Source organism: Haliscomenobacter sp., assembly GCF_033763495.1.
In the GTDB taxonomy this organism is placed as follows: domain Bacteria; phylum Bacteroidota; class Bacteroidia; order Chitinophagales; family Saprospiraceae; genus Haliscomenobacter.
This window is the reverse complement of the sequence record NZ_JANRKL010000048.1, coordinates 33,038-49,974: the sequence shown is the minus strand read 5'-3', so window position 1 is coordinate 49,974 and position 16,937 is coordinate 33,038. Positions and strand designations below refer to the sequence as shown.

The window sequence follows — 16,937 nt, the reverse complement described above, 5'->3', positions numbered from 1 at the left end:
TAAATGCTCATTTTGCCCCCCTGCTAGTATTCTGGTTTGTTCAGGAATGCATCCATCCAGCTTTCCGGAATTTCATCGATGCTGTTTTTTAGTTTACTGGCCCACATTTGGCCGATTTGTGCAGTATCTTTTTCCTCCAGCCGATGTTGTTCCAATTTGTAGGAATCACGTGGGTATAAGGCCACATCGATGGGGTAGCCTACATCATTGGCACTAACCCGGGTGGAATCGAAGGATAAAAACCCGGTTTTAAAGGCAAAGCGCAAGCTGGATTCGTAAGTCAAGGCTCGATTGAGAATGGGTTTGCCATAGCCGGAATTTCCGATAATCGTAAAGGGTGACCCCTCACCTACCTCAATCCAGTTGCCTTCGGGATAAAGCAGGTATAATTTGTGTTCCTTATCGTTTTCCAACTGCCCTCCAACAATGGCGTAGAGGTTAAAAAACAGTCCTGATTCTGCCAGGGATTTTTTGTCTTCCTGGGCAACCCTTCGCAATTGATCGCCAAACATATTGACGGCCTTGTACATTTTATCAAATTTGAAGGACTCATCCTCAAATAATTCTTCGAAGTAGGTCACTGCCTTGTCTCGAATGGAGCGCAAGCCAGATGTCATCAAAAAGAGGCTGTTTTGCCCGCTTTCGTGGACTGATATTTTTTTTGCAGTTGCGGTTTCAGTACCTGAAGTGATCCGAGTATCGGCAATGGCCACCAGGCCACTGCGTACTTTAATGCCAAGACAATAGGTCATTTTTCGTTTTGTTGTACCTGTAATCCCGAGGATAAAATCCTGGATTGCAGCATTTTGCTTGTTTATGCACTCACGAATAAATTCGTAGGTTATTGCTGTTGTTGTTGTTGCTGCAAGAACCAATCGTAGTCCTTGCTGTTCCGCACCGAAACTTCATAGGAAGTTTTGTGCTCTCCCTCAGTTACCAATACCCCTTTGATGGGCTGGCAATCGAGGTAGTCTCTTCCGTGCGCAATTTTGATAAAGTGGTCGTTTTCTTGCAGGTTATTGGTGGGGTCAAAACCACGCCAACCCACTTTGGGAATATACGCCTCCACCCAGGCGTGTAATTGAGAATCGCGATTGTCGCTTAAACTGAGATAACCGGACACATACCGGGTCGGGATATTTTGTTGTCGCAAAATCCCGATCATAATGTGTGCATAATCCTGACAGACTCCACTCCCCCCCAACAAAGCTTCTTTTGCACTGGTGCCAGTGTTGGTTGTGCCTTGTTCGTATTGGAGCAGGCCATGTACTGCCGAGTTTAGGCGCAACAAATACATCCCGAGCGTTTCCTCTTTCCTGCGCAGCAAATCTAGGGAAAAATCCCCGGGTTTAAGACTACTCAAAGCAGTGCTTTGCAAAAAAGACTGATGATCCATCTGAAAATCAATGCTTTCCAGAATTGAATTTTCTTCTTCCAAGCTCAAATCGTTGATCACATCAAATGGAGGCAGATTTTTGGCCACTTGCGCCAACAAGCTCAAAGAGAAGTAATCAAAAGTATCGGCATTGGAGTGAAAATGATAGGTGACAAATCCATACTTGTTGCGCGCTGTAAATGGTTCGCGAGGCATGGAATGCAGCAATCGGTAGTGTTTGACCAATTGTGATTCATTTTCACAAGGCATAATCAAAAACTCGTAAGCCCCTTGCTTAACGGATTTTTCATATTCGGTCAGCGTTCGGTATTCAATAACGTAATCGGTCATAAGTCGGGAATAAGCTTACACATGAAAATAATCCCTTTCCAGGGCATCGTGTATTTCATAAACACTGTTCAGGGTTTCGGTAACAAAAGCGCCTACCTCTTCTTCAATTTCTGAAAACAGCAAATATTGGTATTTGGAACAAAGTTTACCTACTTTAAAACCCACACTTTGGGGTGTCTTTTCCTTCAGACCAATTTTGTGCAAAAAGTATTGAATCTGTCGCAAGTTAAAAGCCAAAGAGCGCGGAAAATCAGCGTTTAAAATCAAAAACTCCAGCGCTTTTTGTCGATCGGGTGCTGCTTTGTAATGGTGACGGTTCATGTCAAAACTTTCCAATAACTTCAATAGTACGGTGTATTGGTAGTTCTCCACAGGCATGTTTTCATTGCCATTGGTCAACACAAAAATATCGTACAACTTACAGCTAATGATCCGGGCTATCTGGGCAGTACGCTCCAGGTGTACCCCCAATCTGATCAATGCCCAAACATCATTATGGGTCAGCGTACTATCCACATATCCACGAATAACCGAACAGTTTTCGCCAGCAGCCAGGGTAAAATCGTACAAACCCTGGGTTTTGAAATACTCCACCGGGTAATTGTTGACATAGTGGTAATACTTGTTGATGACCTCCCAAAGTTCGGTGGAAATGACGTTCCGCATGCCCCGCGCATTCTCCCGGGCAAAAGTAATGGTCGAAAGGATGGACATCGGGTTGTTGCTGTCCAAGGCTACATTAAATAGGACCTCTGCTTCATCCATTTCAGTGCCCTCCTCCCAGGGAATCCCGGCCATGTTCGCAATTGAATTGAGTACAAATTGGCGATTTTGGCTCATCGGGGCATCCTGAGTGGTAAAATATTGGACGCGAAGGTAGCGGGCCAGGTGCTCGGTTCTTTCGAGGTAGCGGCCCATCCAGTATAAGGTATTGGCGATTCTTGCTAACATGGTTTTTATTTCCCCCACGGCTGAAGCCATGAGTTAGGTTTTTATGTTGCCACCATGAAAAAAACCATAGGTGGCGGATGCTTCAGTTCTCAGGTTCCCTTTAGCTGTTGAGCCAAGGGGCCTCGGCACTCAGGAATTGTTAAACGGTTACCCAAGTATCCTTCGAGCCTCCCCCTTGAGAGGAGTTAACAATCAGGCTTCCTTCCTTTAAGGCTACCCTTGAAAGTCCTCCAGGCAATACCCAGGGCTGATCTTTGCCCATCAGCGTAAAGGTGCGTAAATCGATGTGCCGAGGTTCGAATTCTCCTTTCTTTTCAATGTAAGTAGAATGTACGGAAAGGGACATCCGTGGCTGAGCGATGTAATTTCTTGGATCGGCCTGAATCTTTTGCTTCACTTCTTCGAGCTCTGCGGTGCTGAGCCGATCACAAATGGTTACCCCATAGCCACCCGACATATCAACGGGTTTGATCACCAAATCCGGAAGGTGTTCCAGCACGTATTTCAGGTCTACCTCCCGCTCACACAGGTAGGTGGGTACATTGGGAATGATTGGATCTTCACCCAGGTAATACCGAATCATGTCTGGCACATAGGAACAAACCGCTTTGTCGTCGGCCACTCCAGTGCCCGGCGCATTCACGATGGTAATGTTTCCAGCCCGATAAGCCCCCATGATGCCTGCAACCCCCAGCATGGATTCCGGGCGAAATACCAGGGGATCAAGAAAGGCGTCATCGATGCGGCGGTAAATGACATCCACCCTTTTCGGCCCATGAATGGTGCGCATGTAAACGTAGTTGTTTTCTACAAAAAGGTCGCGCCCTTCTACCAGTTCAATTCCCATGGTTTGGGCCAAAAAGGAATGCTCGTAATATGCAGAATTATAGGTTCCAGGAGTCAAGAGTGCACAGGTTGGACTTTCTTCTGTATTGGGAGCTACCGATTGTAGAGTGGCCAGTAATTCAGCCGGATACTCATTTACCGAACAAACACTGGACCAACGAAAAGCATTCGACAAGGTGCGTTTCATGGCATCGCGGTTTGAAAGCACATAACTTACTCCCGATGGACTACGTAGGTTGTCTTCCAGAACATAATAGCGGCCATCACTATGTCGGATCAAGTCAGTCCCGCTGATGTGACAATAAACGTCATTTTTGGGTTTGATGCTTTTCATCTCTTCGCAGTAATGGGGCGAAGAAAAAATGAGGGCAGAAGGAACAACTTTGTCCTTTAGGATTTTGCGCTCCCCATAAACATCTTTGATGAAGAGGTTCAGAGCCAGATTGCGTTGAATGAGCCCCTTTTCCAAAAGGCCCCAATCCTGTGCAGGAATAACACGAGGGAACAGATCAAAGGGAAAAATTTGTTCAGCTCCTTTATGGCCATCTGAATACACGGCATAGGTGATGCCCTGATTGAGAAAGGATAGCTTGGCGTACTCGTTCAAATGCTCAAAATCAGCACTGGTCAATCGGCTAAATTGTCGGTGTATGTCCTCATAATGGGGGTACACCTGTCCATCCTGGCGGAACACTTCGTCAAACAGGTTCGCATTGAGTGGATAGTGTTGAAATAAATTACTCATTGTGGTCATGAAACATACGATTTTGACAAGCGCTGTTGTAAATAAAAAATCGTTTCGATCAAAAATAGCTTATTTTTACAAAAAATCAATAAATTGCCAAAATAATTGCGGAGATCGCAAAATGAAGGCGCAAAATTTTGACAATTATCAACTTAGCGCTTTCCCTGGCTTTCCGCATTTTGTACGTTAAAATCTTTTTTTTCCAAATATCCGGGAAAAATTTGAGCAATTGACCCAGCATTATTTTTTAAACCGGCCTTTCCCTTGTGTCCGTAAGTGTTTGAATAAAATTGCTCGATTTTACCACAGCCCGAAAATTTTCTACCATGGCCATTAAAGTAGCGATCCGCCACAGCACCCATTACCAATACGACCGCCTGGTTAAACTTTGGCCCCAAACCATCCGCCTGCGCCCTGCTGTACATTCCCGCACCGAAATTGCTGCATATTCAATGAAAATCAGCCCTGAGCCACATTTCGTCAATTGGCAACAGGATCCTTTCGGCAATTTTATGGCAAGGGTGGTTTTTCCTGACCGGGTTAAGGAATTCAAAATCGACGTAGAGGTGATTGCTGAATTGCGCGCCATCAATCCTTTTGATTTCTTTTTGGAGGATTACGCAGAGAAATTTCCCTTTCAATACGACACCCAGTTGCTCAAAGAGCTGGCCCCCTATCTGGAAGTAAGCGAAAAAGGCCCGCTCTTGATGCAATTCATTGAAGAGTGTAAACAATACCTCAATGACATCACCGTCAATTTTCTGGTGAACGTCAACCAACACCTGAATAAACTGGTCAACTATACCATCCGACTGGAAACCGGAGTGCAAACCTGTGAAGAGACCCTTGGCAAAGCTCTGGGTTCTTGCCGGGATTCCGGTTGGGTCTTGGTGCAGGCATTGCGGCATTTTGGTTTAGCAACCCGCTTTGTATCCGGTTATCTGGTGCAACTCAAAGCCGATCAAAAAGCGCTGGATGGCCCCTCTGGACCTGAAGCAGATTTTACGGACTTACATGCCTGGGCCGAAGTATTCATTCCCGGTGCAGGTTGGATTGGTCTGGATGCCACCTCGGGTTTGTTGGCCGAGGCAGGTCATATCCCACTAGCCTGTACCCCTGACCCGGTTAGCGCAGCCCCCATCACTGGCGGCCTGGAACCTTGTCAAACGACCTTTCACTACAGCAACACCGTAGAACGCATCCATGAGGACCCCAGAGTGACCAAACCTTACAGTGACGCTGAATGGGCACAAGTCATCGCTCTTGGGCATGCTGTAGATCAGGAATTGCAGGCGGGAGATGTACGCCTGAGCATGGGTGGTGAGCCAACTTTTGTTTCGGTTGACGACATGGAATCCGAACAATGGAATGGCGCGGCCGATGGTGCCCTCAAACGCAAACTCGGTAACGATCTGGCGCATAAACTCAAGGATATTTTTGGCAAAGGAGGCTTTATACATTATGGTATGGGCAAATGGTACCCCGGTGAACCCATCCCGCGCTGGGCCTATACCTTGTTTTGGCGCAAAGATGGCCAAACCATGTGGCGCAATCCGCAATGGCTGGCAGATATCAATGGTGAGTACAAATTCGACCATACCCATGCCGAAGCCTTCATTGCCGAAATGGCCAAATACCTGGGCGTAAATCCGCTCAATCGCTGCCCAGCTTATGAAGACCTGGTTTATTTCCTCTGGGAAGAAGGTAACCTGCCCGAAAACGTCGACCCCTTAAAAATCAACATGCGGGACACCATCGAGCGCCGGACCTTGATGGAACTACTCGATCGCGGACCGAACAATCCCAGTGGTTTTGCCCTGCCCTTGGCCTGGAACCGCGACACCGACCATTGGTGGAGTTGTGCCTGGAAATTCAGTCGCAAACACCTGTTTTTATTGCCCGGGAATTCCCCGATGGGTTTGCGGATTCCCCTTGATCGTTTACCGGAACTCACTCCAGAACAACAGGAAGAGCCCATCGAGCGCAGTCCATTTGAAGAAGTGGGTACCCTTTTGCAATACCATGATAAGGTGGCCGCGCGCTACGACCTTCCAGCTGATGAGCGGATCCCCGAGCGCATGAGCAATCCAAAGGTCTACAAAGCGGAAGAAATAGACGAAGAGGAAGCCAAACTCAAGGACCCACTTTACCTCATCAAAAAGAAAAAGGAACTGGCGGAAAAGGACGATTACCGTCCGGAAAAGCTAATGATTACCATCAAAACGGCTTTATGCGTTGAAGCTCGGGAAGGGAAGATTTTTGTTTTTATGCCTCCTTGCGAAATCATCGAACACTACCTGGAGCTTTTGGCCGCAGTGGAAGCAACGGCGATCCGTTTACAAATTCCAATCATCATTGAGGGCTACGAGCCACCCAGGGACAACCGCATCGAAAAACTAGCCGTAACTCCTGATCCTGGTGTGGTAGAAATCAACATCCACCCTGCCAAATCCTGGAGTGAAGTACTGTATAACTACGACAATCTTTTTGAAGCCGCCCGGCAAAGTCGCTTGGGAGCAGAGAAATTCATGCTGGATGGCAAACATACTGGTACGGGTGGAGGTAACCACATAACCATTGGCGGGCTTTCTCCAGCGGATAGCCCCATTTTGCGCCGCCCGGATCTGCTGCGCAGTTTGATCTGTTTTTGGCAAAACCACCCAGGTTTGAGCTACCTTTTTTCTACTGCATTTATTGGTGCCACCAGTCAGGCACCACGGGTAGACGAAGGGCGGGCAGAAATGTTGTATGAACTCGAAATAGCTTTCAGCCAAATTCCGGAGCCAGGGGAAGACAATCTACCCTTCTGGTTGACCGACCGCATTTTCCGCAATCTGCTGGTCGACATCACGGGCAATACGCACCGGGCTGAATTTTGTATCGATAAATTGTATCGCCCCGATTCTTCCTCTGGGCGCCTGGGATTGTTGGAGCTCCGTGCTTTTGATATGCCACCCAGTAAGGAAATGTGTTTGGTACAGCTCCTGCTGATCCGGACTTTGATCGCCTGGTTCTGGAAACAGCCCTACAACCAAAGATTGGTGCGTTGGGGCACCGAACTCCACGACAAATACCTCTTGCACCACTACGTTCGCGAAGACTTGCGGGATGTGTGCAATCAAATGCAGGCCGCTGGCTTCCCATTCAAAATGGAATGGTTGGAGCCTTTCTTCGAATTCCGCTTCCCCTTCCTGGGGCGTGTCCAGGTGGGTGATGTACAAATGGTGTTGCGCAGCGGCATCGAGCCCTGGAATGTACTGGGTGAAGAAATGAGCAACTCGGGTACTGCCCGCTTTGTGGATTCCTCCGTCGAACGCCTGGAAGTAAAGGTTACCGGCATCAATGCGGAACGCTATTGGTTGTTGTGCAATGGCGTGCGACTGCCTTTGCGCAGTACGGGCATCAATGGAGAATTCGTCTCTGGCGTTCGTTACAAGGCCTGGGCACCGCCTAGCGCTTTGCACCCCACCGTACCTGTGGATGTACCCCTGGTGATCGATGTATATGACACCTGGAACAAACGCTCCATCGGTGGCTGTACCTACCACGTTGCACACCCGGGTGGCCGTGCCTACGAGACCTACCCCGTAAACAGTTTCGAAGCGGAAGGTCGCCGGATCAGCCGTTTCTGGGATTATGGACACACCCAAACTACATTGACCGTTGCCCCGCCGAGTGAGGAAACAGAGGTGGTTCGGGAGACCCGGGTGTTTGGCGAGCGGGAAGTGGCCATGCCATTAGAAGTGCCAGTGGCGGCAGAAGGTGGATGGTGTTTGGATTTGAGGAGAAAACGGTAGGGGCAGCCCTTGCGGTTGCCCAATTACTAATTTCATTAAATTCATGCCTGTTCCACATTTGTTAATCATTCCCAAGTGGGCTAAAAATCATTGTAATTCCTGCCATAACATCTCAACTTCGCAGCACGAAATCAAAACATATGCGTGCCGCCCTGAACAAACTCGCTACTGAACTAGAAACCATCGACGCAGTCATGCTGCGCACCGAAATAGAATTTGGCCACCTGCTTGATCAGGTACACCCTACCCAACGGGCCAATGCCGCCAACTTGTTGCATTACCTTGCCCTACGCAGCCTCGATATTCGCGAGCTGCAAGACGCTTTGCATGAGGTAGGTTTGTCCTCCATTACCAGTTCGGAAAGCCACGTAAGAGGTCAATTATTGGCCATCATGCAGCACCTGGGTGCAAAAAAAGGCAAGGACGAAATTTTTTTTAATTACAGTTCGGGTAAAAAATCCCTGGCTCAAAAATCCGCTGCCCTATTTGGTCCCAAACAAATTGACTCAGTGCCCTACATCATGCTCACTTTCGACAGCAAGATGGCTGACGATTATGAAAAGGTAAAAAACATGTTGCAATCCGGCATGAACGTAGCCCGCATCAATTGTGCCCACGACGATGAAGCCACCTGGTTTCGAATGATTGAAAATGTAAAAAGAGCGGAAAAAATTACGGGCTTGAGTTGTAAAATCTACATGGATTTGGCCGGGCCCAAAATTAGAACCGTACTCCGAAAGAAAAAGCAATTCAAAATAGAAGTTGGTCAAAGCATATCCCTGGTTGATGAAGCTTTACTGGGGCATGAAAAAAACGCCATCGGGTGTAGCCTACTTGGTGTTAGTGAACAATTGAATCCAGGTGAAATAGTACTTTTTGACGATGGGTTAATTGAGGCCCGGGTGGAAAAAACCGAAGCAGGCAAGGCCAGATTACAAATCCTGCGCATCTCCAGCAAAAAGCCTTTTATCAAAGCCGAAAAGGGCATCAATTTCCCCGATTCCACCCTGTCTACCCCTGCCTTAACGGAGTACGACCTGGCTTGTTTGCCTTTTATTCAAAAACATGCTGATATCGTCGGATATTCTTTTGTGCGCAACATTGAGGATATGGCCCAATTGCAAGAAGCTTTGGGTACCGGGCACCATTTGGGATTGGTCATCAAAATTGAAACACCGGAAGCGGTCCGCAACTTGCCCAATTTATTGTTTTGCGGCTTAAAAGAAAAAAACATTGGTGTGATGATCGCCCGAGGTGACCTGGCTGTAGAGATTGGGTTTGAACGAATGAGCGAAATCCAGGAAGAAATTCTCTGGATTTGTGAAGCTGCCCATGTGCCTGTCATTTGGGCAACCCAGGTGCTGGATACCCTCAACAAATCGGGCGTAGCCACTCGCTCTGAAGTCACCGATGCCGCCCATGCTGCTCTGGCTGAATGTGTGATGATCAACAAAGGTAACCACATCATCCGCACTATGGAAGCCCTGCGCAACATTTTGATCCGTAGCGGCGGCCACCACGTCAAAAAACGCTATACATTTCGCCCCCTCTCCATTGCAACCCGGTTCATGACCCCTTAGGATTTTACAAAAACCACTCCTCCCCTTCCACTAGTTCAGCTCAAATGTCTACTCAGTGACGAAATTTTAGTTAAAAAATGACAATTTAGTTGACACAACGAAAAATTAGTTATACATTTGATTCATGAAGAAGTTAAACGAAAAAGAAGAACAGATCATGCAGATCATTTGGCGGATGGGGAAAGCCTTTGTCCGCGAGATTATGGAGGAACTGGATGACCCTCAGGTTCCGGTAACCACCATTTCTTCATTGGTTCGTAAACTGGAGACAGAAGGTTGGCTCGACCATGAAGCATTTGGAAAAACCCACCGTTATTTCCCCCTGATCAGCATGGAAGAATACCGCAAGGCCAGTGTTTCTCAAATCAAGGAGCACTATTTTGCTGGTTCCACCTCTCAACTCCTCTCCTACTTTCTACGGGAAGAAAAGACAGATCTCTCGGAGATTGAACGCTTGTTGGAAGAGATTAAAAAATCGGAATCAAAATGATTTAGGCATGACCATCATCGCACCCACTTTTTTCACTTTGCTGTGTGCTGCGCTCTGCCTGCTTGCTTTTGGGCTGCTTTACGAGCGTTGGATGCACCGGGAGTCATTTTATCAGGCCAATCGTGCATATTTGCTCATCACCCCCTTGATTGCCTTGTTGATTCCTCATTTACAAATTGAAGTCAATCTGGCAGCCAATCCTCATCCGGCTGTGCTGATGCTGGAACAAACCCAGCAAATACCCGCCGAATGGTTGCGTTTGTTGATGCCGCCCCCAAAGGTATGGGTCTTGTCCTGGGGCGCTACCCTTTTACTGGTGTATGCTTCCGGGGTATTGATCAGTCTGGGACGTAGTCTGCTCAGTTACCTCAAAATTTGGCGCTGGATTCGCAGTGGCGAGGTGCACGATATGGGCAATTGGAGTTTGGTCGAACAAGAAAATGCGCCCGAAGCCGCTTCCTTTTTCAACTACATCTTCTGGCAAAAAAAAGACCCCATGCCTTCCATGGTTTTGCAACATGAATTGATCCATGTACAGCAAGGGCACAGTTGGGATGTATTGCTGATGGAATGCTGGATTGCGCTGTATTGGTTCAATCCCCTGATATACCGCCTGCGCCAACGTTTGCAGGAAACCCACGAATTTATAGCCGATGCGGGCGTCATTGAGGCCCAAGGCTCAAAATATGCATATGCGTGCCTTTTAGCTTCACAAAAACAAAAATTGGAACAAATGCCTTACAACACTTTTGCAGCACAATTGAATACGCGGCTACGGCGCATGACCCAAGCGGGATCGCCACAATGGAAAGCCGTTAAATATGCGCTTTGTTTGCCACTGGCACTGAGCCTGGTCCTGTTTTTTTCGGTGAATTATTTGCAGGCTATACCATTGCCCTTGCCTACGGGTGAAACGACCCTCGGTGAAAGCATCAAGGAATTGGAAAAAGCACCAGCACTTCAGTTGACCGCTCCAGCAGGACAGACCAAAGTTGCACCTACAAAATTCGAACTCAACAAAATTCCAACCCTGAAACTGGATACAGTCCCCGTCCAAAGTTCGATCAAAATTTCGAGCAGCTCAGGAACTGGCGTGAACATCATCACCAACACGGAGACTTATACCATTGGTAAAAATGGCATGGTTTCTACTGGTTCTGGTAAACCCCTGATCATCATTGATGGAAAAAACATGGGTAAAATGAAAGAGGGTTCCGATGGCGACCCAATGTCCAAGCTGGATCCAGGGGATATTCGTTCAATCAGTGTTCTCAAAGGTGAATCCGCTACCACTATTTACGGAGATGAAGGAAAAGATGGGGTGATTATAGTAAGTACCAAGGGCTATAAAGGCGATGTTCAGGAAATCGAACTGAACAAAGTCAATGTCACCAACAGCATTAATGTGACCAATCAAGTAGAGACCGAAAACGTAAATACCAACCAAAACGTTGAAATCCGGGTCAATAGCGTCAATCCCGTTTCCGGGAATGTTGAAAACATCAACATTGATGCAAGTCAAAACGCAAAAGGAATTGTCCGTTTCAAATCCAATGTGGATGGCCGCCCCTTAATTGTCAAGGATGGTAAAGTGATTGGCCGCTTGCACAAAAATGAATCCGATCAACCCCTGAAAGGTATTGAACCATCTACGATCAAATCTATCAACATCATCAAAGGAAAAGCAGCCATTGACAAATATGGCAAAGACGCCGAAGATGGCGTGATTGAGGTCGAAACCAAACAGCAATAGCAAAATTTGGTTCTCGATGAAATTGTGTGCCAAAACAAAAAAGCGCTTAATTTTGGCACACAATTCCACCCTATGCGCTTACTTATTTTGATAGGATTTTTGATGGTCAGTAGTTTTTGTAAAGCTCAAACCCCTGCTGATGCTGCAAAGTGTTTTTATGAATGGTATCTCAAGGCTATCAAAGGTAGGAAAGTAGAGGAGCATACAGCCTTCGTTAGAAAAGGACCAAAGGGTGAGAGCATCTTGGATTACGAGCGCTATTTGCACAACCTCGACTCACTGGGTTGTGTGGCCGATACTTTTAAACAATCAGAAATAGCACGTTTTCAAAGCTGTCAGGATTATTTCAAAGAGATTCCTTTTGCAGTGTATCATGATCAGATAGATAATGATGCGTATACTTATGACGTCCCTTGTCCCTTTTTCACGCAATACCATTGGGTTTCAGACATGGAACCTTGGGAATCCATCAAGGTTTTGGAAAGCAAGACCAAAGAAGATAGCGCCGAAATTCAATTAGAACTGGCCTCTGGAGCTTACCGTCAAAAACGCCTGGTCTTTGTAAGGCTGATTGAGGGGAAATGGAAAATCATCAGAATAAGTCAAGGTTTGTAAAAAATAGCATCAACCGTCAATTGAAAATCCGGCAACGCAGGAGCAGCAGAACAAACATCACTTCCCTTACAAACGGTCATGTGGTGTAACAATGGCCCAGTATAAACATCCACCTGCCGATGCACAGGAAAGATTTGCCAAACTACCTCAACACCCGCGTCGCCATAGTTGATCATTTTGGCTTTTACTTTATTGATGTTGTCATTGGTGGAAACAACTTCAATCACAAAGCGAGGTACTTCGTAGGCAGTAGGATCGGCTAATGCATAAATCTGCGGTTCGGTAAGCCACGCAATATCAGGGCGACGGTGATTGGTTAAAAAAAACAAATCGGGTTCTGCAATTAGTTCGCCACTCGTATTTTTTTGGTTTTTAAGCTCGTGAAAAAACTCTTGTAAATTAAATTGAATATATAATTGTGACTTATCCATTCCTCGAATCGTTTTTACAACTGCACCATCGACCCATTCGTATTTGTACTGATCCTCACGGGTAAGGTATTTCCGCTGAAAAGCGACCCATGAGATGGGCTTGCTTTCCTGAACAGTTTTGTCCGGCTGAGCCAAAACTGCTGAAGGTGCCATTCTTGCTGCGCTTTCAGTCATCATTGATTTTTTTCAAAAATAAGTATAAATCACAAATAGAGCAAGTCTGCACAGATTATTCAGGCTCCGCCACTATCGCCATCGTCAATCGACTCACACACACCAATCGCCCCTGATCGTCGTGGATCTCAATGTTCCAAACGTGGATTTTACGGCCCAAGCGGGCAGGTTTGGCAGTTGCCACTACATAGCCACTGCTCACCCCACGCAAATGGCTGGCATTGAGCTCAATTCCTACGGCGTATTGTTTGCCTGGTTCTTCAAAAGTAAACAAGGAAGCCATACTCCCAACACTTTCCGCCAGGGCTGCCGAGGCACCGCCATGCAAAAGGCCAAAAGGTTGTACCGTGCGATGGTCCACCGGCATTTTGGCTTGCAGGTAATCGTCGCCGTAACCACACAATTCAATGCCAAGGTGTTCAATCAAGGTGTTTTTCCGCGAGGCGTTTAAAACGGCCAGGTCGATGGGTGTTTTCCAAATCATGGTGCTTAAATCTGTTTGCCCTTCATGGCTTCCAACAATGCAAAATCCATCGCACGATGCGCCAGCGGAGCAGTATAGGTATTGAGTGTTTCCATCGCCTGGTTGATGCCGTCTTTATCCGTGCCAGCCACCGCATCGCGCAGGGCCTGCGTCAGGGAGCGAGTGGTTGCGATTTCTTCTTCGTTGAGGATCTCCTGATTTTGCCCCAGGAAACGTTCGGCACTGAGCACAATGTTGTTGGCTTCGTTGCGCGCTTCCAACAAGGCTCGGATGGCCAGATCATCTGCCGCATTTTGAATGGAATCGATGAGCATCATCGCCATTTCTTCTTCGCTGATGCCGTAGGTAGGTTTGACTTCGATTTCCTGCTCTACGTTGGAGCGCAGCTCTTCCGCTTTGACTTTCAGGATGCCATCAGCATTGAGGATGAACTGGATTTCTACCTTGGGCAAACCAGCGGGCATCGGGGGAATCCCCTTGAGGATAAACTCTCCCAATTTGCGATTGTGCTGTATCAAGTCGCGTTCGCCCTGATACACCGCAATTTTGAGGTTGCGCTGCCCGTCCACCGAAGTGGTGTAACGGCGCCCAACCCGGGTAGGGATTTTGGAATTGCGGGGCAAAATGACGTCCATTAACCCACCCACGGTTTCAATCCCCAAGGACAATGGTGTCACATCCAATAAAAGAATGTCCTTCTGGTTGCCCGCCAATACATCCGCCTGGATGGCGGCCCCCAGTGCCACTACTTCATCTGGATTGACTTTGTCGTATACTTCCTGGCCAAAGAGCGCTCCCACCGATTCCCGCACCAGTGGCACCCGGGTAGAACCACCTACCATGATCACCCGATCAATCTCAGTCAGTTGGATTTTAGCGTCATTCAAGGCATTTTGGCAACAAGCAATTGTACGATCGACCAGTGGTTGAATCAGTTTTTCAAATTGTTCCCGAGTGATCTGGCATTTGATGGTGTTGATTACTCCGGCATATTCGGCTTCACTGCTCAAGGCCTTTTTCGCCTTTTCTGCCTGCAAACGCAGGGCTTGGCTCAATTCTTTGTCCGCATTGATCTGCTCGGCATCCAGATTATGCTCAGCAATCCAGTAATCAACAATGGCCCGGTCAAAATCATCGCCGCCCAAAAAAGTGTCGCCATTGGTGGCCATCACTTCAAAAACGCCGTCCTGGATGCGCAAGATGGAAATGTCGAAAGTGCCCCCACCCAGGTCGTAAACAGCAATGGTATGGCTTTCACTTTGATCCAGCCCAATGCCATAGGCCAAACTGGCCGCAGTGGGTTCATTGACGATGCGTAACACGTCCAAGCCGGCGAGTTTGCCCGCGTCACGGGTAGCCTGGCGTTGGGAATCATTGAAGTAGGCAGGCACGGTAATGACGGCCTTGCTCACCACCTGATCCAATTCTTCTTCGATGCGGTTTTTGAGCGCTTTGAGGATTTCGGCAGACAATTCGATGGGCGTATAAAACTTGTCTTTCACCCGAATTTTAACCAAACTCTCGGTATCGTTGTCGATGATTTGGTAGCCAAAATATTGCTGTACCCCATGCAGGTCACCGTAGGATTTGCCCATCAGGCGTTTTACAGAGTAAATGGTATTTTCCGGGTCGCTGATCAGTTTTTCCTTGGCGGCATCTCCTATCACAATTTTGCCTTCAGGGCTAAAATGTACGACCGAAGGTACCAGGGCACTTTTCCCGTTTTTGCCTTTTACGGCTACAGCCTCGCCATTTTTTATGTATGCAACCAAACTATTGGTTGTTCCCAGGTCAATTCCGACGATCAGTTCGGCCTCGTTTTTGATGTCACCCGACTTGAGGTCGATTGCAAATTTTGCCATAAAGTTCTAATCCTGTTTTTAAGCGTCGCAAAAGTATGGAATTGAAACAGCATTGCGAAGGGGAATGTTTGGGTTTCCAAAACAATAAATGCATGGAAACGGGCAGTAACCTAAGGTTTCTTCTCGAAAACAGTATCTTTGCCCCATGCAAAACAATGAATCACTGGATGCCATGCTCCTCAAACTTGGCATCTACGCGCTCAACGAAATGCAGGAAAAATCCCTGCAACACATTCCCCAGGAACCCAACCTGATGTTATTGGCACCCACGGGGTCTGGTAAAACCCTTGCTTTTTTGTTGCCTATTTTGAGCTTGTTGCAAAAGGAACAAGTCGGAGTGCAATGCCTTATCATCTCTCCAACCCGCGAATTGGCCATCCAAATCGAGCGGGTTTGGCAAAAAATGTCTACTGGGTACAAGGTCAACACCTGTTATGGTGGGCATCCGATGCAAACCGAAATCCGCAACCTGAGTCAGCCCCCTGCCCTGCTCATTGGCACTCCAGGGCGCCTCATTGAACACCTGGCCCGCAAATCTTTCGATCCAAAAAATTTGAAGGTGCTGGTGCTGGACGAGTTCGACAAGTCTTTGTCCCTCGGCTTTCAAGAGCAAATTGAGCAAATTGTGGTGGGACTACCCAACATCGAAAAACGCATCCTGGTATCTGCCAGTCAAAAGCAACACATTCCCAAGTTCACGGGGATTGTGGCACCTAAAATTTTGGATTTCACCAACGTTGAAGATAAATCTACCGATGGGCTACAAGTAAAGGCTGTAATGACTTCGGCTGAAGGCAAACTGGATGCCCTCTTTGCTTTGCTTTGCGTTATTGGGGCGGAACAAACCTTGGTCTTTTGCAACCAACGCGATGCCACTGAACGCTGCGTAGAATTGCTGCGGTATAAGGGTTTACAAAGTTCGTTTTTCCACGGCGGGCTGGATCAATTGGATCGGGAAAAAACACTGGTCAAATTCCGCAATGGCAGCATTGCCATCCTCGTCGCTTCTGACTTGGCGGCACGAGGACTTGACATTCCAGAAGTAAGAAACGTCATTCATTTTGAATTGCCAGATAAAGGGGCCGATTTTGTCCACCGCAATGGCCGTACTGCCCGAATGCATGCCGGGGGAACTGCTTTTGTCCTTCTACCTCCCGAAGAAACACTTCCTGATTATTTACCTGGTGTACCAGAAATTTTTGACATCCCTGCTGGAATCACCTTACCCGAACCTCCCGCCTGGACTACTTTGTACGTCAGTGGAGGGAAAAAGGACAAACTCAGCAAAACCGACATCGTTGGTTTTTTGTCAAAAAAAGGTGACCTGCGAAAAGAGGACCTGGGCAAAATTGAATTGCTGGATCACATGTCTTTTGTTGCGGTGAAAAAAGACAAAGTGCAAGGGGTCTTGAAAAAAATTGCGGGCGAAAAAATGAAAGGTGCTAAGTATAAAATTGAAGTAGTTCGTTAACCACGGCTTGTT

13 protein-coding genes are annotated in these 16,937 nt (G+C 47.3%); 6 read left to right on the top strand and 7 right to left on the bottom strand.

Annotated features, from left to right (window positions below):
- Positions 1-23 precede the first annotated feature (23 nt).
- The 4 genes from SFV55_RS05945 to SFV55_RS05930 form a co-directional block, all read right to left on the bottom strand.
- Positions 24-752 carry a peptidase gene (locus tag SFV55_RS05945; RefSeq protein WP_320028556.1) on the bottom strand — a complete coding sequence of 243 codons (729 nt, stop codon included), beginning with the start codon at positions 750-752 and terminating at the stop codon, positions 24-26.
- Between the two features lie 89 nt (positions 753-841).
- A complete protein-coding gene (locus SFV55_RS05940) occupies positions 842-1,726 on the bottom strand; it encodes a transglutaminase family protein (protein WP_320028555.1) in 885 nt (294 codons plus the stop codon).
- 15 nt (positions 1,727-1,741) lie between these two features.
- Entirely contained in the window at positions 1,742-2,677 is a 936-nt protein-coding gene (locus SFV55_RS05935) for an alpha-E domain-containing protein (protein ID WP_320028554.1), read from the bottom strand.
- Between the two features lie 139 nt (positions 2,678-2,816).
- Positions 2,817-4,277: a circularly permuted type 2 ATP-grasp protein gene (locus SFV55_RS05930; protein WP_320028553.1), complete on the bottom strand. Its 1,461-nt coding sequence runs from the start codon at positions 4,275-4,277 to the stop codon at positions 2,817-2,819.
- A gap of 317 nt (positions 4,278-4,594) precedes the next feature.
- On the opposite strand from SFV55_RS05930, the gene SFV55_RS05925 reads away from it, so the two are divergent.
- The 5 genes from SFV55_RS05925 (at position 4,595) to SFV55_RS05905 (ending at position 12,503) form a co-directional block, all read left to right on the top strand.
- Positions 4,595-8,065 (top strand): transglutaminase family protein, encoded by a 3,471-nt coding sequence (locus SFV55_RS05925; RefSeq protein ID WP_320028552.1) that lies wholly within the window; start codon positions 4,595-4,597, stop codon positions 8,063-8,065.
- A gap of 140 nt (positions 8,066-8,205) precedes the next feature.
- Positions 8,206-9,645: a pyruvate kinase gene (locus tag SFV55_RS05920; protein WP_320028551.1), complete on the top strand. Its 1,440-nt coding sequence runs from the start codon at positions 8,206-8,208 to the stop codon at positions 9,643-9,645.
- Between the two features lie 124 nt (positions 9,646-9,769).
- A complete protein-coding gene (locus SFV55_RS05915) occupies positions 9,770-10,135 on the top strand; it encodes a BlaI/MecI/CopY family transcriptional regulator (RefSeq protein ID WP_320028550.1) in 366 nt (121 codons plus the stop codon).
- 7 nt (positions 10,136-10,142) lie between these two features.
- Positions 10,143-11,888 (top strand): M56 family metallopeptidase, encoded by a 1,746-nt coding sequence (locus SFV55_RS05910; protein WP_320028549.1) that lies wholly within the window; start codon positions 10,143-10,145, stop codon positions 11,886-11,888.
- 72 nt (positions 11,889-11,960) lie between these two features.
- A complete protein-coding gene (locus SFV55_RS05905; protein WP_320028548.1) occupies positions 11,961-12,503 on the top strand; it encodes a hypothetical protein in 543 nt (180 codons plus the stop codon).
- On the opposite strand, the gene SFV55_RS05900 is transcribed toward SFV55_RS05905, so the two are convergent.
- Genes SFV55_RS05900 through dnaK form a run of 3 tightly spaced genes read right to left on the bottom strand, consistent with a single transcriptional unit; the run spans position 12,491 to position 15,454 of the window.
- Complete coding sequence (locus SFV55_RS05900) at positions 12,491-13,111, bottom strand: Uma2 family endonuclease (protein WP_320028547.1); 621 nt, start codon at positions 13,109-13,111, stop codon at positions 12,491-12,493. The genes SFV55_RS05905 and SFV55_RS05900 overlap by 13 nt on opposite strands.
- Before the next feature lie 52 nt (positions 13,112-13,163).
- Positions 13,164-13,592, bottom strand: a complete 429-nt coding sequence (locus SFV55_RS05895) for a hotdog fold thioesterase (protein ID WP_320028546.1) — start codon at positions 13,590-13,592, stop codon at positions 13,164-13,166.
- 5 nt (positions 13,593-13,597) lie between these two features.
- Positions 13,598-15,454 carry a molecular chaperone DnaK gene (dnaK, locus tag SFV55_RS05890; RefSeq protein ID WP_320028545.1) on the bottom strand — a complete coding sequence of 619 codons (1,857 nt, stop codon included), beginning with the start codon at positions 15,452-15,454 and terminating at the stop codon, positions 13,598-13,600.
- Between the two features lie 145 nt (positions 15,455-15,599).
- Here dnaK and SFV55_RS05885 point away from each other — a divergent pair, with 145 nt between their 5' ends.
- Positions 15,600-16,925 carry a DEAD/DEAH box helicase gene (locus SFV55_RS05885; RefSeq protein WP_320028544.1) on the top strand — a complete coding sequence of 442 codons (1,326 nt, stop codon included), beginning with the start codon at positions 15,600-15,602 and terminating at the stop codon, positions 16,923-16,925.
- Positions 16,926-16,937 lie beyond the last annotated feature (12 nt).